Genomic DNA, 21,208 nt, shown 5'->3' on the forward strand with positions numbered 1-21,208 from the left:
AGATTCTCACTCAGCCTTTGGTTTCCGGCGCCGCGGTCGCACCGGCCGGATGTCCCCCTCCGGCACCCTTGTTCTTCTCCAGCACCGCCTCGGTGATCGAATTCGGCAGTCTGCGTGGCGTCTCGATCAGGCCAAGCACCGGCAGGATGACGAGGAAGAAGGCGAAGTAGAACAGTGTCGCCGCTTGAGCGTAGCCAACGTAGTTGCCCGAGACCTCACCTATCAGGAGGGTCAACAGACCGCCGCCTTCCGCCGGCTGCGAGCCAAGCCAGCCAAGCAGGACAGCGTCGGCGACGAACAGCCAGAAGAACAGCTTGTACCAGGGGCGGTAGACCGCCGAGCGCACCTTGGAGGTGTCGAGCCAAGGCACCAGGAACAGCATGACGATGGCGCCGAACATGCACAGCACGCCGCCGAGCTTGGAGTTGATCGGCCCGATGTTGAAGGTGATGGCGCGCAGGATCGCGTAGAACGGCAGGAAGTACCATTCCGGCACGATGTGGGCCGGCGTCTTCAGCGGGTTGGCGATCGTGTAATTGTCCGGATGACCGAGAAAGTTCGGCAGGTAGAAGACGAAATAGGCGAAGAAGAACAGGAACACGATCATGCCGAATGCATCCTTGATGGTCGCATAGGGCGTAAAGGCAACGGTGTCGGTCTTCGATTTCACCTCGATGCCGGTCGGGTTCGACTGGCCGACCACATGCAGCGCCCAGACGTGCAGCACGACGACGCCGGCGATCATGAACGGCAGCAAATAGTGCAGCGCAAAGAAGCGGTTGAGCGTCGGGTTGTCGACGGCGAAACCGCCGAGCAGCAGTTCCTGGATCCAGTTGCCGACCAGCGGAATGGCGCTGAAGAAGCCGGTGATGACGGTGGCGCCCCAGAAGCTCATCTGACCCCAAGGCAGCACATAGCCCATGAAGCCGGTCGCCATCATCAGCAGATAGATGATGCAGCCGAGGATCCACAGCAGCTCGCGCGGCGCCTTGTAGGAGCCGTAATAAAGCCCGCGGAAGATGTGGATGTAGACGGCGACGAAGAAGAACGAGGCGCCGTTGGAATGCATGTAGCGCAACAGCCAGCCCGAATTGACGTCGCGCATGATCTTCTCGACCGAATTGAAGGCGAGGTTGGTGTCGGCGGTATAGTGCATGGCCAGCACGATACCGGTCAGGATCTGCGCCACCAGCATGATCGTGAGAATGCCGCCGAAGGTCCACGCATAGTTAACGTTGCGCGGCACCGGATAGGCGATGAAGCTGTCATAGACCATGCGCGGCAGCGGCATGCGGGCGTCGAACCAGCGTTCGATACCGGTCTTGGGCGTATAGGTCGAGTGTCCCTCGCTCATCGAATTATCCCCTGCCTCAACCGATAAGGATTTTGGTATCGGAAATGAACTTGAATACCGGCACGGCCATATTTTCCGGCGCCGGGCCTTTGCGGATGCGGCCGGCGGTATCGTACACCGAACCGTGGCACGGGCAGAACCAGCCGCCGAAATCGCCTTCCTGGCCAAGCGGAATGCAGCCCAGATGCGTGCAAACCTGCACCATCACCATCCAGGCTTCCTTGCCGGGCGTGGTGCGGTTGGCGTCGGTCGCCGGCGCATCGGCTGGCAGATTGGCGTTGCGGGCGATAGGATCCTTGAGGTCGGCAAGGTTCACGGCTTCGCCGTCCTTCATCTCCTGCTCGGTGCGGTTGCGCACCACGACCGGCTTGCCGCGCCATTTGACAATCAGCGACATGCCAGGCGTCAGCGAGGCGACATCAACCTCGACCGAGGCCAGCGCCAGCGTCGAGGCATCGGGGCGCATCTGGTCGATGAACGGCCAGGCGACGGCGCCTGCGCCAACCACTGCGGCCATGCCGGTGGCGACGTAGAGAAAATCACGACGGTTGGGATCCTGGGTGTCGGTTGCGCTCACGGGTGCCTGATCCTTTCGCCTCTTCCGAGCCGGCGGCCGAGCTTTGTCCCCGCTCCATCGCGCCGGCCCGACAGCGCATGGCGAACAAGCTAGCGAATTCCTCCGGCATTTGGATTTCGGTTTATGCGTGAAGCCCGTTTTTGTCCAGCGGGCTGAAGCCACAAGGGCAGATTGTCGCGGGGACAGAACAGCGCGTCAGTTGGCCAGATGCCCAAAGGTCGGCAAAGGCGGCTAAACAACAGGGAAATATCAGCAAATCCGAGGCTCCCCGCCTGTCTCGACAGGACAGGTTGCCGTGATCTAGTCTCGCCGGCATGGCACATATTATCGACCGCGAGACCTGGACCAGGACGCCCGGCCGCTGGCAGGGCGAACTGCAATGCGGCGCCTACGACTCCAACTCCTGCCTGATTTTCAACTATCAGGAAGAGATTGGCGGCGGCCCGCGCCTGCACACGCATCCCTATTGTGAAATCTTCATCATCCGGCAAGGCACCGGCCTGTTCACGATCGGCGACCAGCAGATAGAGGCCACGGCCGGCCAGATCCTGATCGTGCCGCCCGATACGCCGCACAAATTCACCAATCTTGGCCCAGGCCCGCTCGAAACGACCGACATCCACGAAAACGGCAGCTTCATCACCGAATGGCTGGAATGATTGTTGCCGGCTGGTGACCTCTAGCTTGCACCGAGCCTGACCAGCACGGCCCTTGGGATGTCGTATTCGCGGATGGCCGACTCATGCCGGCGCAGGCCGCAGAGTTCACGCTGGATGAAATAGGCGTGCACCGCCGCGGCAGCCTCCTTGAGCAGCCGCGGTCGCTGCTCCTCGTCGCCGTTGTTCTGACGGAGCTTGGCCAGCGTATCCTCGACCCGTTGGCCGGCACGGCCGAGCGCTGCGGCCTTTTCAGCCAGTATCTCATGGCCGAGGGCGTCGAACGCGGCTTCGGCAGCCGAGGCGCCTAGGGATGGCGGACGCAGTGACATCTCAGCCTCCTTTTCTGTCTTGAGAGAGCATCATGCGGTGCGTGACGAATTCTTCGCTCACCACCGGCTGGAAACCAAGCCGTTCATAGAACCCAAAGGCTTCTTGTGGCGCGCGGGTGTTCAGCACGGCAAAATGCTGACGTGCCCTGTCAATGACGGTCTCGACCAGCATGCGGCCAATGCCGCTGCGGCGATGACGCGCGCTGACGAACAGGTGCCTGACCCGGCCGTGGTCCCTGCCTTCGAAATAAGGATCGATGTTCAACCCGCACACACCAGCGAGTTCTCGGCCATGCCATGCACCAAACAGCGCCTCGCCTCGTTTCAGGAACTTGTTGCGGCCGCCCGCCCAGCCATCCGCCAGCCGCACCAGCATCCAGTAGCCTTCCAGCCGGCTCTCCTCCTTCAGCGCATCGAAGGCCGGCGCGGTTGGCCGCAGCCGCTTGAGGACGTAGCCGATATCAGGCGACGCTGCCATGCCCTACTCCGCCGGCCGTGTCTCTTCCAGCACGCTTTCCTCGTGGTAGAGGAAGCCGCCGGACTGCCGCTTCCACAGCCGCGCATAGAGCCCGTCGAGCGCCACCAGCTCGTCATGCGTGCCCTGTTCGACGATGCGGCCTCCGTCCAGCACCACAAGACGGTCGAGCGCGGCGATGGTCGACAGCCGGTGCGCTATGGCGATGACCGTCTTGTTCTCCATCAGCCTGGCCAGATTCTCCTGGATCGCCGCCTCGATGTCGGAATCGAGCGCCGAGGTCGCCTCGTCGAGGATCAGGATCGGCGCATCCTTGAGGAAGACGCGGGCGATCGCGACGCGCTGGCGCTGGCCGCCCGACAGTTTCACGCCGCGCTCGCCGACAAAAGCCTCGTAGCCGGTACGGTCCCGGTTGTCGCGCAGGCCCAATATGAACTCGTGCGCCTCGGCCTTCTTCGCCGCCGCGATCACCTCGGCCTCGGTCGCGTCCGGCATGCCGAGCTTGATGTTGTCGCGCAGCGAGCGGTGGAACAGCGCCGTGTCCTGGCTGACCACACCGATATTGGCGCGCAGTGAGTTCTGCGTCACCTCGGCGACGTCTTGCCCGTCGATCAGGATTTTGCCGCTCTCGAGGTCGTAGAGGCGCAGGATGAGGTTGGCGAGCGTCGTCTTGCCCGCGCCCGACGGCCCGACCAGCCCGACCTTCTCGCCAGGCTTGACCACAAGGTCGATGCCATTCAGCACGCCAAAACCCTTGCCGTAGTGGAACTCGACATTCTTCACCTCGATGCGGCCGCCGGCGACGACAAGCTCTTTCGCATCCGGCGCATCGACAAGGCCAAGCGGCTGCGAGATCAGCGCCTTGGAGTTTTCCAGGACGCCGAGATTTCGCAATATGCCGTTGAGCTGCATCATCACGCGCCCGAGCAGCATGTTGAGCCGCAAGACCAGCGACAGCGTGAACGCGACGGCGCCGACGGTGATCGACCCTTCGACCCAGAGATAGACGGCAAAGCAGCCAATCGCGGTGATCATGATGCCCGACAGCGTCGTCAGCGCCATGCGCACGCCGGTCAGCCGGCGGGTGAAGGGCCGTAGTGCATCGAGATAGATGTCGAAGCCGTTCTTGATGTAGCGGTCGTCGCCGTCGGCCGAGAATAGCTTCAGCGTCTGCACGTTGGAATAGGAATCGATGATGCGCCCATTGATCATCGAGCCAGCTTCAGCCGTGGCCTCGGCATGCCTGCGGATCGAGGGCAGATAGAGCTTGGCCAGCCAGGCGAACGCGAGGATCCAGATCACCACCAGCACGGCCAGGCGCAGATCCAGCCCGGCGACCAGCGCCAAGGTCGTCACCGTATAGATGAGCATGAACCAGATGACCTCGATGAAGCTCTCCATCAGGTCGCCGGTCGCCTGCCCCGCCTGCCAGACTTTTGTCGCGATACGGCCGGCGAAATCGTTCTGGAAGAAGGTGTAGGACTGGCGCGATACGTGCCGGTGCGCCTGCCAGCGCACCAGATTGTAGAAGCCCGGCGTGATCGTCTGTTCGTTGACCAGCGCCGACAGGCCGACGACGACGGTGCGGATGACCGCCACCACGACGATCATGAACACCAGTTCAGGACCGGCGGCGGTCCACAGCGCGTGCCAGCTGCGCTCGCCAGGAAGCTGGTCGAGAATATCGACCAGCCGCCCGACGAAGTAGAAAAGCCCGGCCTCGATCAGCGGCGCGATGCCGCCGATGACAAGCATGGCGAAGAAGGCGAACTTCGCCTGGCCGACATAGTGCCAGAGGAAGCCGCCGACGCTTGACTGCGGCCGAAGGTCCGCCGGCTCCCTGAACGGATAGACCCAGTTCTCGAACCAGCGATAGACGGCTGTCATCATGCTGACGTCATCACTCTGCGGCTTCACCCTTCACGCCGATGTCGTTGGCAACAGCGTCATTGGCGGCATCGACCGGACCGTCGTCGAGCAGGAACCCGCCCGACTGGCGCTGCCAGAGCTGCGCGTAGAGCCCGCCGCTGGCGACGAGTTCCTCGTGCGACCCCTCCTCGATGACACGGCCCTTGTCGAGGACGACGAGCCTGTCGATCGCCGCGATGGTCGACAGCCGGTGCGCAATGGCGATGACGGTCTTGCCTTGCATGAGCTTGTAGAGATTCTCCTGGATGGCGGCCTCGGCTTCGGAATCCAGCGCCGACGTCGCTTCGTCAAGGATAAGTATCGGTGCGTCCTTCAACATAACGCGAGCAATGGCGATGCGTTGCCGCTGGCCGCCGGACAATTTGACGCCGCGGTCGCCGACATGAGCGTCGAGCCCTTTACGTCCGGTGTGATCCGAAAGCCTGCCGATAAACTCCAGCGCCTCGGCCCGCCCGGCTGCCTCGATAACCATTTCCTCCGTCGCATCGGGCCGCCCGTAAAGGATATTGTCGCGCACAGAACGATGCAGCAGCGAAGTGTCCTGCGTCACCATGCCGATCTGCGCGCGCAGCGAATCCTGCGTCACCGAAGCGATCTCCTGGCCGTCGATCAGGATCCGGCCGTTCTCGAGGTCGTAGAACCGCAACAGGAGATTGACCAGCGTCGACTTGCCCGCGCCCGAGCGCCCGACAATGCCGACTTTCTCGCCGGGCTTCACCGTCAGCGACAGGTTCTCGATGACGCCCTTCTGCTTGCCATAGTGGAAACGAATGTCGTCGAAGCGGATCTCGCCCTTGGTGACGGCAATGTCCTTCGCCCCCGGCCGGTCTTCGACCAGGCGCGGCAGCGAGATCGAGGCGATACCGTCTTGCACCGTGCCGATGTTCTCGAACAGGCTCGACATTTCCCACATGATCCACTGCGACATGCCCCACATACGGAGCACGAGGCCGATGACCACGGCGACGGCGCCGATCGTCACCGCCTGGCCGAGCCACAGCCACAGCGCCGTCGCCGTCACCGAAAACAGGAGCAGCGCGTTGAGGATATAGAGCAGGCCGTAAAGCACCGTCACCAGCCGCATCGACCGGTAGACCGTGTCGAGGAAGCCTGCCATGCCTTCTCTCGCGAACGTTGCTTCGCGCCGTGCATGGGAAAACAACTTGACCGTCTGGATGTTGGTGTAGCTGTCAACGACGCGGCCGGTCATAGTCGAGCGCGCATTGGCCTGCGCCTCCCCGACCTTGCCCAGCTTCGGGATGATATAGCGCAACAACCCGATATAGCCGAGCAGCCAGACGCCGAGAGGTGCCGCCAGCCGCAAGTCGGCCGAGCCGACGATGAACAGCATGCCGAGGAAATAGACGATTACGTAATTGAGCACCTCGATCACCTTGATGACGCATTCGCGCACGGCGAGTGCCGTCTGCATCAGCTTGGTGGCGATGCGGCCGGCGAATTCGTCCTGGTAGAAGCTCATCGACTGCTTCAAGAGATAACGATGCACCTGCCATCGGATGCGCATGGGGTAGTTGCCCATCAGCGTCTGCTGGTTGAACAAAGAATGCAGCCATACTGTACCTGGCAGCGCGAACAGCACGACGAAGGCCATGCCGGCGAGCTTCCAGCTCTCGGTCTGCAGGAAGGTTTCGCGGTTCTGCCCGGACAGCCAGTCGACGATGTGGCCCATGAAGCCGAACATCCACACTTCCGCGATGGCAATCGCCGTCACCAGCACCGCGTCCAGGATGATGTATGGCCAGGCGCCGCGCGTATAATGCACGCAGAAGGCAACCAGCGTCTTCGGCGGCTCGACCGGTTCCGCTGCGGGGAACGGATCGAGCCTTCTTTCAAACCAGCTAAACATAGTGATGCTCACAAAACTTTTGTCCGCTCATGCGGCGCGGGAAAAATCCCCGGGGCGCTCCGCGTCCCCAGACCGTACGTCGGCGGGGACCGACGGCCCGGAATCACCCGGGCCATCGGTCCTGCTTCGCGCAATATAGGGACTTGCGGGCTTTTCACCGACAGAAGCCTTCGACTGAGCTGACGGCACGCCGCCGCCAGTCCGGTTTTTCGCGCCCGGCCGGATCAGCCGGATGATCCGGCGCACCAGCGACGGCCGGCTGTGGTCGGGAACCGCACGCGAGAAATCGACATCCGGCAACATGCCGCGATGCGGACGCCGGCGCATCTGGGCGTGAACCGCCGACGAATACGTCTCGCCGACCAGCAACGCCCAGGTCGCCGTCTTGCGTTCGTGCAGGCTTCTTGAACCCGGTATCTTATAGGGATCGAACATCGGTCCGTCCTCCGTGTGAAAATAGACATAAAAAGGCGAAGCAATGTCGTGCGCCGGCCTTCGGCCGGAGGCACGGATTGCATCCGTCGGGACACGACGATAGGCCTCGGTCGCGACATGCTCAGCTGGGGCGCTTGGCCCCTTTAACGGTTTGAAAAACATCGCAGGATTCCTTCGAGAGCCGAAAATTGGGTTCGGCGGGAATCGGTGCGATCAGATCTAAGAAATCAGGTAAATCGTCGTACCGAAACCGCCGGCGGGCAGGTAAGCCCACGGGAGGGGCGCTGGATGTGCATGGTCATCATGAAATACCCCTCCATCGGTTCGGGTTGACAATGCGTGCGGTATAATCGACTTCGCAGAAAATGGCCACCCGCAGGTCCAGCAATTTCCAAAACCAGCCACCCGCTGTGGCCGATCTGCCACTTATTAGAAAGACGCGGAAATGAACCACCGTCTCCGCATCGCCCTCTACCAGCCTGACATCGCCGGCAACACCGGAACAATCCTGCGCTTCGCCGCCTGCCTCGGCCTTGGCGTCGACATCATCGAACCAGCCGGCTTTCCGCTCTCCGACAAAGCGCTCAAGCGCGCCGGGATGGACTACCTCGAAATGGCTGCCCTGACCCGGCATGTCGACTGGAACGCCTTCGAGGATTGGCGCAAGGGCCAAGCCTGCCGGCTGGTGCTGCTCACCACCAAAGCTGCGACCCCCTATACGGGCTTCAGCTTCGCCCAAGGCGACATCCTGCTGTTCGGCCGCGAATCCGCCGGCGTGCCGGATCCTGTCCATCAGGCGGCGGATGCGCGGCTGACGATCCCGATGCAGCCGGGCACGCGCAGCATCAACGTCGCGCTGTCCGTCGCCATGGTCGCCGGTGAAGCCATCCGGCAACTCGGCTAGAACCTTCAACGCGTTGTCGTCATCGCCAACGGCCCTTGCGTCTTGCATCATTCTCACCCAGGCGCACATCGCCTTCTCCTCAATTGCCCTATCGACATTTCCTGGCTACAAGCTCAACTTAAGTTGAGGTCAAGCGGAAAATCGAGATGGCTCCGGTAAAGGAATTGACGGTCGGCCAGTTGGCCATGCGCAGCGGCGTGGCGGTGTCGGCGCTGCATTTCTACGAGGCGCGCGGGCTGATCCGCAGCCACCGCACGTCGGGCAACCAGCGGCGCTATGGCCGCGACGTGCTGCGGCGGGTGGCGATCATCCGGATCGCCCAGGAGGTCGGCATCTCGCTGGCCGAGATCGGCGCCGCACTTGAATCGCTCCCAGAAGGCCGTACCCCGACGCGCGAGGACTGGAACCTGTTGTCGACCGGCTGGCGCGACGACCTCGATCGCAAGATCACTCAGCTAAAGAAGCTGCGCGACGGCCTGACCGACTGCATCGGCTGCGGCTGCATGTCGATCGACAAATGCCCGCTGCGAAACAGGGAAGATCGCTTGAGTGCGCAAGGGCCGGGCGCAAGGCGACTGCTGGTGGGGTCCTAATCCGCCGCCGGCAGCCGCCGTATCGTGAATTCTATGACGTCGCCCGGCCGTTCGAACCAGCTTTCGATCTCGGTCCAGTAGGCCTGCTTGGGAAAGCGTTCGAACCATTCCTTGGCTTTGAGCCGCGCATCGGGGCGCGGCAAGACAAAGGTCTCCCGCAAAAACCCGTCACGCGGCATGCGCTCGCGCTCGGCGCGTGAACGATCGAGCCTTTTCTTCAGGCCATGCAGCGGCGGTCTTGCCGGCGTGCGCATGAAAGAACTCCTGGGCCGAACCAGATGACACTTGACCCTTGCCCCTAAGAGATTAGGGATCGCGCCCGGAAAAGGCTAGGGGTCCGATTCCAACATTCGCCTCCCTAATCCCCAGGCGCCGTTGCGAATGTTGGAATCACAAGGACCGCTAGCAAGTTTATGTTTCTGGTGGAGTTTTCGAATTTGACATTTGCATCGTGCCCTGCGCCACGCTGTGTGCAAATGTCAAATTCACTCCACTAGGTCCTTTGTCGGCCGCGACCGGAGACAGCATTTTGGAACGACCAGAAATACCGGCAGGCCTGCCACCCGACATCGAACAGAAGAAAATGAAGGCTAGGCTCTGGTTCGAGACGCTGCGCGAGCGCATTTGCACAACCTTCGAGCAGATCGAACAGGAACTGCAGGGACCACTGGCCGAATGGTCGCCCGGCAGCTTCGAGAAGACGCCGTGGGAACGCGACAATGGAAAGGGCGGCGGCGGCGCCATGGCGATGATGCGCGGCCGCGTCTTCGAGAAGGTCGGCGTCCATACTTCGACCGTCTATGGCGAATTCTCGCCCGAATTCAGGAAGCAGATGCCCGGCGCCGAGGAAGACCCGAGCTTCTGGGCATCAGGCATTTCGTTGATCGCGCATCCCTGGAACCCCAACGTGCCGGCCGTGCACATGAACACCCGCATGGTCGTGACGTCGCGCCACTGGTTCGGCGGCGGCGCTGATCTGACACCGGTGCTCGACCGCAACCGCACGGAAGATCACCCCGACACGGTCGCCTTCCATCGAGCCATGCAGTTCGCCTGCGAGAAGAACGCTGCGATCGCCGACCACCCCAAATTCAAGGCCTGGTGCGACGAGTATTTCTATCTGCCGCACCGCCACGAGCCGCGCGGCGTCGGCGGCATCTTTTTCGACTGGCTGCATTCGGGGGAGGAGAAAGGCGGCTGGAATGCCGATTTGAACTTCGTCCAGGATGTCGGGCGTTCTTTCCTTGTCGTCTACGGACACCTGGTTCGCGCCCATTTCAACGAGAACTGGACCGACGACGACCGCGACGAGCAGCTCATTCGCCGCGGCCGTTACGTCGAATTCAACTTGCTTCACGATCGCGGCACCATCTTCGGCCTGAAGACCGGCGGCAATGTCGCTTCGATCCTGTCCAGCCTGCCGCCGGAGGTCAGGTGGCCGTAAAAAATCGGTGAGCGAAACGTGAGCCGCATTGACGTCCCATTCGCCGAATCTGGGCAGCCAATGTGGCATCGCCATTATCTTTTTCGTCTAATAGGCGATTGAAATAAAACGACTATTTGTCGTTTCGGGCCGGGAAGCGCCGGCGGTTCAGTCCCGAACCGCGACACGACGCTACCGGACGGCCCTGAACAAGGCGGAGCATTTTCCAAACGGATGCCCGCATTTCCAGGAGTATTACATGCGAAAGCTCATTGTTTCGGCAGCCGCCGCTGCCCTTCTCGCTTCCGGCTCGATTGCCTTTGCCGCGGTCAAGCACACCACGGGCACGGTCAAGACCTATGATGGCACGGCCATGAGCCTCGTTCTGGACGATGGATCGACCTTTACGCTGCCCAAGACCTTCAAGGATCCTGGCCTGAAGGCCGGCGAAAAGGTCCGCGTTTCCTGGGACATGAGCGGCAAGAACAAGGTTGCCGAGTCCGTCAAGATCGTGAAGTGACCGGGACAAGACCGAACGGTCTCGCCTTTGGCTTAGCCTGACAAGAGGGGCGGAGCAGCGCTGCTCCGCCTTTTTCGCACCACGGCAACCAAAATGGTCGAACCGTGTTATGCTAGCTCCCCCGTGCGTGCCCCCGAAACCGACTGCTGTGACAGGGCGCGGAACAGAGATGGCGGAGCTTCGTGTGCCCATGAGAGGCACAGGCTCCAAGGAGGAAAGGAGAAAATCCCATGAAGGAATTCCATTGCGGCTCGCTCGTTCCCGGCTGTGAGTGGCACACGCGTGCCGGTGAGGAAGCCGAGGTCATGCGCCGCGCCGTCGACCATATGCGCGAGACACATGGCGAAACGGTCATTCGCGAGACGATGATCGAGGCGATCCGCTCGCGCATCGAGAAAGTTCGCGACGCGGCCTGAGCAGTCCTATCTGGCCTTCAAGGCTTCCGCGGCGCGCTCCAGCAGCGCGTCGCGATCGAGCGCAAAGCCGGACCCGATCCATTCCTTTTCCAGGTTTTTCAGGATCGCACCGAGTATTGGCCCCGGCGACGCGCCAAGCGCCGTCAGATCGCCGCCCTTGACTGGGAACACCGGTTTTTCCCATTTCAGCGCAAAAGCGAGCAGGCGCGAAAACCCGCCGGCCTGAACCAGCGCGTCATTGTCCTCAAGAGCCCGCGCTCGCGCCGACGCAAGCGACAGCCGCAGGCGATCGAGAAAACCCTGGCGCTCGCCGGAATAGAGTTTCTTGGCCAGTTCCGCTTCGCTTGTCTTGGGCTCGACGGCAGCCGTCAGCGCCCAGTGGCGCAGGCGCTCCGCCTCAGTGGTCGAAAGTTTCAGCCGCTCGGCCAGTGTCTTCATCCTCTCCGCATCGGGCGGCACGATCGCCTCCAGCCTGAGCAGCGGGTCCGGCGCCCAGCCCAGATCCTTTTCTGTCTTGATCAGCCCATGAATGGCATCGATGCCCCATTTCTCGCTTTCCGGCAGGGCGCTGGTGAGCCCGCCGGCCTGGCGCATCCACAGCAAGGCGCGCGACGGATCTGGGGCCGATAACAACTTCTTCAGCTCGGACCAGATGCGTTCGGCCGAGAGATGGGCGAGACCGTCCTTGAGCCGGGCGCAGGCCTTCAATCCCTCGGCATCGGGCCGACCCTCGCCGTACCAGGCGAAAAAGCGGAAGAAACGCAGGATGCGCAGATAGTCTTCGCGGATCCGCTGCTCGGCATCGCCAATGAAGCGCAGCCTTCGTGCCTCGATATCGCCGACGCCGCCGACCAGGTCGACGACCGTCCCGTCAGCCTCCGCATAGAGCGCGTTGATGGTGAAATCGCGCCGTTCGGCGTCGGCCTTCCAGTCGCGGCCGAACGACACTTTGGCGCGGCGGCCATCGGTCTCGATGTCGGCGCGCAGCGTGGTGACCTCATAGGGCGCGCCGCCGGCAATCACCGTGATCGTGCCGTGCTCGATGCCGGTCGGCACCGCCTTGAAGCCCGCCGCCTCGGCGCGGCGAACGGTTTCCTCGGGCAGGCAAGTGGTAGCAACGTCGATATCGGCGACCGGCTGCCCAATCAGTGCATTGCGCACCGCGCCGCCCGCGATGCGGGCTTCCTCGCCGCCTTGCGCCAGCACGGCAAGCAGCCGCTGCAGATGCTTTTCACCCAGCCAGTCGGCTCTGCCCGCCAGCGATATCGGATCACTCAAGCATAGAGCCTTTCATAGAGCGTGCGGATGATGCCGGCGGTGACGCCCCAGATGCGCTGGCCGCCATAGGGCATATCGTAGAAGAACCATTCCAGGTCGTTCCACATGCGGCTGTCCCTGGTGTGGTTGGCCGGATCCATCAGGAACGAAAGCGGTACTTCGAAGGCGGCGTCGACCTCGTCGGAATTGAGCGACAGCGTAAAACCGGGCTCGACGATCGCCAGCACCGGCGCGATGCGATAGCCGCTGCCGGCGACATAATCGGGCATGCGGCCGATGATCTCGATGCGGTCATGGCCGAGGCCGATCTCCTCGAAGGTCTCGCGCAAGGCCGCTGCTTCCGGGGTCGCATCGGTGGGATCAATGGTGCCGCCAGGAAAAGCCACCTGCCCGGAATGGCTGCGCAGTTTTTCCGCCCGCTTGGTCAAAAGCACGGTCGCATCGCGTCCATGATCGACGACCGGGATCAGCACCGCGGCGTCGCGCAGCGCTTTGAGCTGCGTCAACCGTGGATGGCCGGGGTTGAAGCGATGATCGCCATAATCGTCGCCGGCATGGGCTTCAGCTTGCGCCGCGACCCGCGCGCGAAAATCCGCTGTGGAAAACGGCGGCGGCCTCACCTGATCCATCATGCGCTCAGCCGCTTCAGTTTTTCCGCCGGCATGATCGGATAGATTTCGCCTTTCGAGCGCACGGCAAACATCGTCTTGCCGCCGATATCGATCTCCTCGCCATGCTCGACCAGTTCGTACATCACCGGCCGCGCCACCAGCGCTTCCAGCCGCCCGCGCACCAGCACATAGGGTTTTAGCCCGCCGGTCTCGTTCTCGTCGACGAAGCGCAGCGGATGGCCAGGTCCGGCCTCGACGACATCGCCGACATTGGTGCGGAAAGTGATGGTCTGCTCGGCGCCGGCGCCGGAAACATCCATTTCAACCGCGATGAAAGGCGCGTCCACGACGCGGATGCCGACCCGTTCGACCGGCGTCACCAGATAGGTCCTGCCATCCTCGTCCTTGCGCAGCACGCTGGAAAACAGCTGCACCAGCGGCATGCGGCCGATCGGCGTGCCGAGATAGAACCACGTTCCGTCTTGTTTGATCTCCATGTCTAGATCGCCGCAAAAGTCGGGATTCCAGCGCTCCACCGGCGCCGCGCCCTTGCCGGCGCGAGCCGCACGCGAGATCAACGCTTCGAGACCGCGCGCCTCGGTTGCGGCAGTAAGGCTGTGCTCGCGATGTTCGGAGCGTTCCGTCATGGTCACGAAATAGTCACTGTTGTTCCGCTTGTCAGCCTAAGTCTGTGATTTAAATTCATTCGTAGGCGCCAGGCGAAGCCGAATCGCGGCATTCTAAGGCACTACAGTGCAAGCCGGTACTTCCAGCACAAGGATCGATGCGGCATGAGCGTAATGGTCAAGGAAAGCCCAATCAACGAAAAGGACATGATCGCCCAGGCCGAGACGGCGCTGGCCGATATTTCCAGGGTGCGCGACGGCGTCGGCCGCGTCATTTTCGGCCAGGAAGTGGTGGTCGAGCGCACGCTGGTGGCGCTGCTTGCCGGCGGCCATGCGCTGCTGGTCGGCGTGCCCGGCCTTGCCAAGACCAAGCTGGTCGAAACGCTCGGTGTCGTGCTCGGCCTCGATTCGCGCCGCATCCAGTTCACGCCCGACCTGATGCCGTCCGACATTCTCGGCTCCGAAGTGATGGAGCAGGACGAGGCGGGAAAGCGCTCCTTCCGCTTCATCTCCGGCCCGATCTTCGCGCAATTGCTGATGGCCGACGAGATCAACCGCGCCTCGCCGCGCACCCAGTCGGCGCTGCTGCAGGCGATGCAGGAATATCACGTCACCATCGCCGGCATTCGCCACGACCTGCCCGCGCCCTTCCATGTGCTGGCGACGCAAAACCCGCTGGAGCAGGAAGGCACCTATCCCCTGCCCGAAGCGCAGCTCGACCGCTTCCTGATGCAGGTCGACATCCTTTATCCCGAAATCGAGGCCGAGCGGCGCATTCTGCTGGAGACCACCGGCATCGAGGACGCCAAGGCGCAAAACGTGCTGCAGCCGGCGCGGCTGAGGGAAATCCAGACGCTGATCCGCCGTATGCCGGTGCCCGAAAGCGTCGTCGACGCCATCCTCAAACTGGTGCGTTCGGCGCGTCCCGGCCAGGGCAATGCCGAGACCGACAAGCATGTCGCCTGGGGTCCCGGCCCGCGCGCCAGCCAGGCGCTGACGCTGTGCGCCCGTGCGCGCGCGCTTTATGACGGGCGGCTGGCGCCGTCGGTCGACGATATCCGCGCGCTGGCCGAACCAGTGCTGCAGCACCGCATGGCGCTGACCTTTGCCGCGCGCGCCGAGGGCACGACCGTGCGCGACGTGGTGGCGAAACTGGCCAAAGGAATCTGATGGCGCGTATCGGCGAAGTCCAGGCACCGGCAGCGACGCGCGACGCGCTCGCCAGGGGCCGGTTGCGGGCTTCGCTGGTGCCGGACCTGCTGGTCGAGGCGCGCCGTATCGTCAATACGGTAATTGCCGGCTGGCATGGCCGCCGCAAGCGCGGCATCGGCGAGAATTTCTGGCAGTTCCGCCCCTATGTCGAAGGCGATTCCTCGCGCATCGACTGGCGCCGTTCGGCCCGGGACGACCACACCTATGTGCGCGACCGCGAATGGGAAGCAGCCCACACGGTGTGGCTTTGGGCCGACCCCTCGCCCTCCATGCTCTACAAATCGACTGGCGCCAGCGTTTCCAAGGAATCGCGCGCGCTGGTGCTGGCGCTGGCCATGGCCGAACTTTTGTCGCGCAGCGGCGAGCGCATCGCATGGCCCGGCCTGACAGATCCGTTCACCGCCCGCAACGGCGCCGAGCGCATCGCGGCGCAATTGATGCACGCCGCCGACCCGCCGGCAAAGCCTGACCTGTCCGCCATCCGCCGCTTCTGCGACATCGTCGTCGTGAGCGATTTCCTCGACCCGGTCGAGGAGACCATGGAATGGCTCGATGTGCTGGCGCGGCATGGCGTGCGTGCGCATCTGATCGAGGTTGCCGATCCGGCGGAGGAGACCTTTCCTTATGCCGGCCGCACCGAATTCACCGATCCCGAGACCGGCGACAAGTTGACCGCCGGCCGCGCCGAAATGCTCGGCGACGAATACCGCCTGCTCTACACCGCCCGCCGCCAGGAGATGGCCAGCTGGTGCAAGCGCCTCGGCTGGAGCTACACCGTCAACCACACCGATCGCCTCGCTTCCGAGGCGCTGGTGCGCATCCACATGGCGATGACCGCCGATGGCGCATTCGTGGGAAGGGCCGGCGCATGAGCTGGCTGCCGCTCTCCTTTGGCGCTCCCATGGTGTTGTGGGGCCTGCTGGCGCTGCCGGTGATCTGGTGGCTGCTCAGGCTCACACCGCCCAAGCCGCAGTCCGAAATGTTTCCGCCGCTGAAGATCCTCGCTCGCGTGCTGAAGCGCGAGGAAACGCCGCAGCAGAGCCCGTGGTGGCTGACGCTGCTGCGGCTGTTGATGGCAGCCCTTGTCGTCGCGGCATTAGCCGAACCCGTTTTCAATCCGCGCGAAAAATTGCCGGCCGAGGGCGCCGCCCTGGCGCTCGTCATCGACAATGACTGGGCGAGTGCCGCCGACTGGGGCAAGCGCGTCGCCACCGCCCAGCGGCTGATCGCCGATGCCGGTTCGAACGGCGTACCGGTCGTCATCGCCTTCACCGCCGAAAAGCCGAACGCCGAGATCGGCCCCTTCGATGCGGCGGCTGCCCTCGACCGGCTGCGCGCCGCCAAGCCGAGGCCGATCCCGACCGACCGACCCGCTGTCTATGCCCGCGTCGCCGGCGTGCTGGGAACCTTGCCCGGCGCCAGCGTTGCCGTTCTCACCGACGGCCTTGCGGCAAAGGGCGACGAGGCCGCCTTCAACACACTGCTGTCGAAAAACGCCGCCCGTGTCGTCTGGGCCAATTCCGACCGGCTGGCGCTGACTGGGCTCACTGGCGCCGAAAATCAGGTCGACGGCTTCGCCCTGACCGCCATCCGCGCGCCCGGCGATCCGGCGCCGGCACAAGTCACCGCCGGCGCCTTCGACGATAAGGGCCGCCGCATCGCCGACGCGACGCTGACCTTCGCGCCGGGTGAGACTACCGCCACCGGCACGATGGCGGTGCCGTTCGAAATGCGCAACGACTTCGCCTCGATCGCGCTCGACGGCGAACGCCAGGCAGGTGCGGTGCGCGTGCTCGACGAAAGCTCCAAGCGCCGCCGCGTCGGACTTTTATCGCAGGCCGAGGCCGACCAGGCGCAGCCGCTTCTGTCGCCGCTCTATTACATCAGGCGCGCGCTGCAGCCTTTCGCCGATCTGGTCGAACCGTCGAGCGTCGATCTCGCCGACGCCATCCCGCAGCTTCTCGACCAGAAGCCGGCGATGATCGTCATGGCCGATATCGGTACCATTCCGCCGCAGGTCCATCAGCGGCTGGTCGACTGGGTCGACAATGGCGGCACGCTGGTGCGCTTTGCCGGTTCGCGGCTGGCCGCCGCCGGCAATGACGATGATCTGTTGCCGGTCAGGCTGCGCACCGGCGAGCGCTCGCTTGGCGGCGCGCTGTCATGGACGACGCCGCAAGCGGTGACCGAATTCCCGAAGAACGGCCCGTTCGCCGACCTCGCACCGCCGGCCGAGGTCACGGTGAGCCGGCAGGTGTTGGCCGAACCGACGCCGGACATCGTCGAACGCACCTGGGCAACCCTTGCCGATGGCACCCCGCTGGTGACCGGGTTGAAGAAGGGCAAGGGCACGCTGGTTCTGTTCCACATCACCCCGGAAGCGACATGGTCGACGCTGCCGATCTCCGGCAGCTTCGTCGAGATGCTGCGGCGCATCGTGCAGCTGTCGCGCAACCAGGGTGCGGCGGTTGCCAACGCCGAAGCCGCTGCTACGTCGCTGGCGCCTTATCGCATGATAGCCGCCGACGGCACTTTGGTGCCGCCGACGCCGGACGCGCGACCGCTGGTCCCCGGCGCCGGCACGCTGCCGGTGACGTTCGAGAACCCGCCCGGCCTCTACGGCTCGGAAACCGGCGTTTTCGCCCACAATCTGCTCGACCCGGCCACCGCCTTCGCGCCGCTGGTGCGCCCGCAATTCACAGTGCCGGTGACCAATATCCAGTACGCTTTCGATGAATCGCGCGACCTCAAGGGATCGCTGGTCACAGCGGCACTTGTGCTTATGCTGCTCGACACGCTGGCGGTGTTCTGGATGGGCGGGCTGATGTCGCGCCGACCGCGCCGCGGCCGATCGGCCGCAGCAACGACGGCTGCGCTGCTGCTTGGCCTCGGCATGCTGTTTGGCCATGCCGACCTCGCCCGCGCCGACGACGCCAAGCCCGGCGATGCCGCGGCAATCGAGGATATTGCCAAGACCCGCATCGCCTATGTGCTGACCGGTGTGCCCGGTGACGATTCGATCAGCCGCGCCGGGCTCGAAGGCCTGACCCGCTTCCTGATCGAGAAGACCGCGCTCGAGCCGGGCGCGCCGGCGGGCGTCGATATCTCGAAGGACGAGCTTTCCTTCTATCCGCTGATCTACTGGCCGATCGATCCTTCCGCGCCGATGCCGAGCCAAGCCGCGATCGCCCGCATCGACGCCTATATGCAGCAGGGCGGCACGGTGCTGTTCGACACGCGCGACCAGTTCGCCAACGGCATCGGTGCGGATTCGGCGAGCCCGGCGACGGAACGGTTGCGCGACATTCTCGGCAATCTCAACGTGCCGCCGCTGGAGCCGGTGCCCGCCGACCATGTGCTGACCAAATCCTTCTTCATCCTGCCCGAATTTCCCGGCCGCTTCTCCGGCAGCCCGCTCTGGGTGGAAGCCTCGCTCGAGGCCAGCAATGCCGAGAATCGGCCGGTACGCGTCGGCGACGGCGTCTCGCCGATCCTGATCACCGCCAATGATTTTGCCGGCGCCTGGGCCGTCGACGGGAATGGTGACCCGCTTTTGCCGACCGTGCCATCGGATCCGATGCAGCGCATCTATGCGCTGCGCGCCGGCGTCAACATCATGATGTACATGCTGACCGGCAACTACAAATCCGACCAGGTGCACGTGCCGATCCTGCTCGAACGGCTGGGGCAGTAGAATGGCGGTATTGGCTAATTTCGTCTCGATCCTGTCTCGAGCCGGCGGCGCAGCCTCACCCTCCCCCTTTTGGGGAGGGTCGGCTCGCTGTCGCAGCGAAGCGAAGACAGTGAGCCGGGGTGGGGGTGCAGCGCCAGCGCTCTGTCGCCTACCCCCACCCCGCTCCGCTACGCGGATCGACCCTCCCCACAAGGGGGAGGGTAAACGATGAACTGGTCGATTTCCTTCGAACCGCTGCTGTCCTGGCCCTTGCTGGCTTTGGTGCTCGCACCGCTGCTGGTGCTGGCGGCTGTCGGCTTGTGGTTTCGCCAGCGCGGCGCGATCTTCCGCTTCGCGGCGCTGATTGCGCTGGGCGCAGCACTCCTCAATCCGGTCTTCCTCGATGAGGAGCGCGAGGCGCTGAAGAGCGTCGTTGCCGTCATCGTCGACCGCAGCCAGAGCCAGGATATCGGCGACCGGACCAAACAGACCGACGAAGCGCTTGCCGGTTTGCAGCAGCGCCTTGGCCGCTTCAAGCAGTTCGACGTCCGCGTCGTCGAGGCCGGCAAGTCGGAAGCCGCCGACGAGCGCACCGAGACCAAGCTTTTTGCAGCGCTTGAAGGCGCGTTCCGCGACGTGCCGCCCTCGCGCATCGGTGGCGCCATCATGATCACCGATGGCGAGGTGCATGACGCGCCGGCCGCCCCCGACTTCAATGCGCCGCTGCACGCGCTGATCACCGGCAACGAGCACGAGAAGGACCGCCGCATCCGCTTCGAGAACGCGCCGCGCTTCGGCCTCGTCGGCAAGCCGCTCGACATGACCTACCGCGTCATCGCCACCGACGGCGAAACCGGCCCGGTCGATGTCCGCGTCTCGGTCAATGGCGAGCAGGTCGCGGTCGAAGAGGCGACCATCGGCCAGGCGATGCCGCTGCAGGTGACCATCCCCGGCGCCGGCCGCAACATCGTCGAACTCTCCATTGACCGCGAGCCGGGCGAACTGACCGACGCCAACAACCGCGCCATCGCGCTGATCGACGGCATCCGCGAGAACTTGCGCGTGCTTTTGGTTTCCGGCGAACCGCATGCCGGCGAGCGCACCTGGCGCAATCTGCTGAAATCCGACGCCTCGGTCGATCTCGTCCATTTCACCATTCTGCGGCCGCCGGAAAAGCAGGACGGCACGCCGATCAACGAACTGTCGCTGATCGCCTTCCCGACCCGCGAGTTGTTCGTCGAGAAGATCAAGGATTTCGATCTCATCATATTCGACCGCTACCAGCACCGCGACGTGCTGCCGATCCTCTATTACGACTACATCTCCGAATACGTCGAAAAGGGCGGCGCGCTGCTGATCGCCGCCGGGCCAGAATATGCCGGCGACTCCTCGATTGCCCGCACCCCGCTAATGTCGTCGCTGCCGGCAATGCCGACCGGCGAAGTCATCGACAAGGCCTTCTATCCGCGCCTCACCGATCTCGGCCAGCGCCATCCGGTAACGCGCGGCCTCGACGGCTCGGCGACCGAGCCGCCGCGCTGGAGCCGCTGGTTCCGCACCATCGGCGTGCAGAACCCCGAAGGCGAAGTGGTGATGAAGGGCGCCGACAACCGCCCGCTGCTTCTGCTCGATCATAAGGGCGAAGGCCGCGTCGGCATGCTTCTGTCCGATCAGGGCTGGCTATGGGCGCGCGGCTTCGAGGGTGGCGGGCCGCATGTCCAGCTTTACCGCCGCATCGCCCACTGGCTGATGAAGGAACCTGAACTTGAGGAAGAGCGGCTGACCGCCGGCGGCCGCGGCATGATGCTGGAAATCCGCCGCCAGACGATGAGCGACGATCCCGGCCCGGCGCAGGTGATCACCCCTTCGGGCAAGGCGCTGATCGTCAAGCTGGAGAAGTCCGAACCCGGCGTTTTCCTGGGCAGCATCGAGACCAAGGAGATCGGCCTCTACCAGATCGGCAATGGTGACCTGACCGCACTCGCCCATGTCGGCCCGGTCAACGCGCCGGAATTCTCCGACGTCGTCTCTACCGAGGACCGCTTGAAGGCTCCGACTGAGGCCACCGGCGGCAGCGTGCGCCGGCTGGCGGCCTCCTCCACCCTTGGCCAGCTCACCGGCAGCGTCGCCCTGCCCTCCATCGTCCCGGTCCGCGCCTCCGGTGCGGCCTCGGGCGCAGACTGGATCGGCCTGCGCAGCACCGACGACAGCGTGCTCAAAGCCGTCTCGCGCGTACCCCTGTTCGGCGGCTTCCTCGGCCTTTGCCTGCTGCTGCTGGCCATGGGCGCGATGTGGTACAGAGAGGGACGGTAGCACCGCTTATCCTT

At 63.9% G+C, this 21,208-nt stretch carries 21 protein-coding genes; 10 read left to right on the forward strand and 11 right to left on the reverse strand.

Features of this window, described 5'->3' with window-relative positions; all coding sequences use genetic code 11:
- Positions 1-10 precede the first annotated feature (10 nt).
- Positions 11-1,354, reverse strand: a complete 1,344-nt coding sequence (locus X756_RS164485) for a cytochrome b N-terminal domain-containing protein (protein WP_023728256.1) — start codon at positions 1,352-1,354, stop codon at positions 11-13.
- A 16-nt stretch (positions 1,355-1,370) separates the two neighbouring features.
- Positions 1,371-1,931 (reverse strand): ubiquinol-cytochrome c reductase iron-sulfur subunit, encoded by a 561-nt coding sequence (gene petA, locus X756_RS164480; protein WP_023670027.1) that lies wholly within the window; start codon positions 1,929-1,931, stop codon positions 1,371-1,373.
- Between the two features lie 314 nt (positions 1,932-2,245).
- On the opposite strand from petA, the gene X756_RS164475 reads away from it, so the two are divergent.
- Positions 2,246-2,590 carry a cupin domain-containing protein gene (locus X756_RS164475; RefSeq protein ID WP_023683696.1) on the forward strand — a complete coding sequence of 115 codons (345 nt, stop codon included), beginning with the start codon at positions 2,246-2,248 and terminating at the stop codon, positions 2,588-2,590.
- Between the two features lie 20 nt (positions 2,591-2,610).
- Here X756_RS164475 and X756_RS164470 read toward each other — a convergent pair whose 3' ends face one another.
- Genes X756_RS164470 through X756_RS0133330 form a run of 5 tightly spaced genes read right to left on the reverse strand, consistent with a single transcriptional unit; the run spans position 2,611 to position 7,625 of the window.
- On the reverse strand, positions 2,611-2,919 hold the full coding sequence (locus X756_RS164470; protein WP_023728257.1) for a DUF6665 family protein: 309 nt from the start codon (positions 2,917-2,919) through the stop codon (positions 2,611-2,613).
- Between the two features lies 1 nt (position 2,920).
- The gene (locus X756_RS164465; protein WP_023686138.1) at positions 2,921-3,397 is read right to left on the reverse strand and encodes a GNAT family N-acetyltransferase; all 477 of its coding nucleotides are present in this window, start codon (positions 3,395-3,397) and stop codon (positions 2,921-2,923) included.
- 3 nt (positions 3,398-3,400) lie between these two features.
- Entirely contained in the window at positions 3,401-5,284 is a 1,884-nt protein-coding gene (locus tag X756_RS164460) for an ABC transporter ATP-binding protein (RefSeq protein ID WP_023728258.1), read from the reverse strand.
- Between the two features lie 10 nt (positions 5,285-5,294).
- Entirely contained in the window at positions 5,295-7,190 is a 1,896-nt protein-coding gene (locus X756_RS164455) for an ABC transporter ATP-binding protein (protein ID WP_023728259.1), read from the reverse strand.
- 27 nt (positions 7,191-7,217) lie between these two features.
- Positions 7,218-7,625, reverse strand: coding sequence for a hypothetical protein (locus X756_RS0133330; RefSeq protein WP_023728260.1), 408 nt, complete (start codon positions 7,623-7,625; stop codon positions 7,218-7,220).
- A gap of 445 nt (positions 7,626-8,070) precedes the next feature.
- On the opposite strand from X756_RS0133330, the gene X756_RS164450 reads away from it, so the two are divergent.
- Together X756_RS164450 and soxR are read left to right on the forward strand one after the other, a co-directional pair.
- Complete coding sequence (locus X756_RS164450; protein WP_023670018.1) at positions 8,071-8,529, forward strand: tRNA (cytidine(34)-2'-O)-methyltransferase; 459 nt, start codon at positions 8,071-8,073, stop codon at positions 8,527-8,529.
- 146 nt (positions 8,530-8,675) lie between these two features.
- Complete coding sequence (soxR, locus tag X756_RS164445) at positions 8,676-9,122, forward strand: redox-sensitive transcriptional activator SoxR (RefSeq protein ID WP_023728261.1); 447 nt, start codon at positions 8,676-8,678, stop codon at positions 9,120-9,122.
- Here the strand turns inward: soxR and X756_RS164440 are convergent.
- Positions 9,119-9,376 carry a hypothetical protein gene (locus X756_RS164440; RefSeq protein WP_023683688.1) on the reverse strand — a complete coding sequence of 86 codons (258 nt, stop codon included), beginning with the start codon at positions 9,374-9,376 and terminating at the stop codon, positions 9,119-9,121. The genes soxR and X756_RS164440 overlap by 4 nt on opposite strands.
- A gap of 275 nt (positions 9,377-9,651) precedes the next feature.
- On the opposite strand from X756_RS164440, the gene hemF reads away from it, so the two are divergent.
- The 3 genes from hemF (at position 9,652) to X756_RS164425 (ending at position 11,481) form a co-directional block, all read left to right on the forward strand.
- Positions 9,652-10,566 (forward strand): oxygen-dependent coproporphyrinogen oxidase, encoded by a 915-nt coding sequence (hemF, locus tag X756_RS164435; RefSeq protein ID WP_023695814.1) that lies wholly within the window; start codon positions 9,652-9,654, stop codon positions 10,564-10,566.
- A gap of 238 nt (positions 10,567-10,804) precedes the next feature.
- Complete coding sequence (locus X756_RS164430) at positions 10,805-11,065, forward strand: DUF1344 domain-containing protein (protein WP_023670014.1); 261 nt, start codon at positions 10,805-10,807, stop codon at positions 11,063-11,065.
- Between the two features lie 230 nt (positions 11,066-11,295).
- The gene (locus X756_RS164425; protein ID WP_023670013.1) at positions 11,296-11,481 is read left to right on the forward strand and encodes a DUF1059 domain-containing protein; all 186 of its coding nucleotides are present in this window, start codon (positions 11,296-11,298) and stop codon (positions 11,479-11,481) included.
- Positions 11,482-11,487: 6 nt separating this feature from the next.
- On the opposite strand, the gene X756_RS164420 is transcribed toward X756_RS164425, so the two are convergent.
- From X756_RS164420 to X756_RS164410, 3 genes are read right to left on the reverse strand one after another with little or no spacing between them, the layout of a single operon-like run.
- Positions 11,488-12,759 carry a CCA tRNA nucleotidyltransferase gene (locus X756_RS164420; RefSeq protein ID WP_031237663.1) on the reverse strand — a complete coding sequence of 424 codons (1,272 nt, stop codon included), beginning with the start codon at positions 12,757-12,759 and terminating at the stop codon, positions 11,488-11,490.
- A complete protein-coding gene (locus tag X756_RS164415) occupies positions 12,756-13,388 on the reverse strand; it encodes a CoA pyrophosphatase (protein WP_023683684.1) in 633 nt (210 codons plus the stop codon). The genes X756_RS164420 and X756_RS164415 overlap by 4 nt, the downstream gene beginning before the upstream one ends.
- Positions 13,388-14,017, reverse strand: coding sequence for a DUF1285 domain-containing protein (locus X756_RS164410; protein WP_023686147.1), 630 nt, complete (start codon positions 14,015-14,017; stop codon positions 13,388-13,390). The genes X756_RS164415 and X756_RS164410 overlap by 1 nt, the downstream gene beginning before the upstream one ends.
- Positions 14,018-14,161: 144 nt before the next feature.
- Between X756_RS164410 and X756_RS164405 the strand changes: the two genes are divergently transcribed.
- The 4 genes from X756_RS164405 to X756_RS164390 all read left to right on the forward strand — a co-directional run bounded on the left by X756_RS164405 (position 14,162) and on the right by X756_RS164390 (position 21,194).
- Complete coding sequence (locus X756_RS164405) at positions 14,162-15,166, forward strand: MoxR family ATPase (protein WP_023711133.1); 1,005 nt, start codon at positions 14,162-14,164, stop codon at positions 15,164-15,166.
- Complete coding sequence (locus X756_RS164400) at positions 15,166-16,080, forward strand: DUF58 domain-containing protein (RefSeq protein WP_023728263.1); 915 nt, start codon at positions 15,166-15,168, stop codon at positions 16,078-16,080. The genes X756_RS164405 and X756_RS164400 overlap by 1 nt, the downstream gene beginning before the upstream one ends.
- Positions 16,077-18,902 (forward strand): DUF4159 domain-containing protein, encoded by a 2,826-nt coding sequence (locus X756_RS164395; RefSeq protein ID WP_023728264.1) that lies wholly within the window; start codon positions 16,077-16,079, stop codon positions 18,900-18,902. Before X756_RS164400 ends, X756_RS164395 begins: the two co-directional genes overlap by 4 nt.
- 207 nt (positions 18,903-19,109) lie before the next feature.
- A complete protein-coding gene (locus tag X756_RS164390; RefSeq protein ID WP_023728265.1) occupies positions 19,110-21,194 on the forward strand; it encodes a membrane protein in 2,085 nt (694 codons plus the stop codon).
- Positions 21,195-21,208 lie beyond the last annotated feature (14 nt).

This window comes from Mesorhizobium sp. LNJC405B00, assembly GCF_000502615.1.
In the GTDB taxonomy this organism is placed as follows: domain Bacteria; phylum Pseudomonadota; class Alphaproteobacteria; order Rhizobiales; family Rhizobiaceae; genus Mesorhizobium.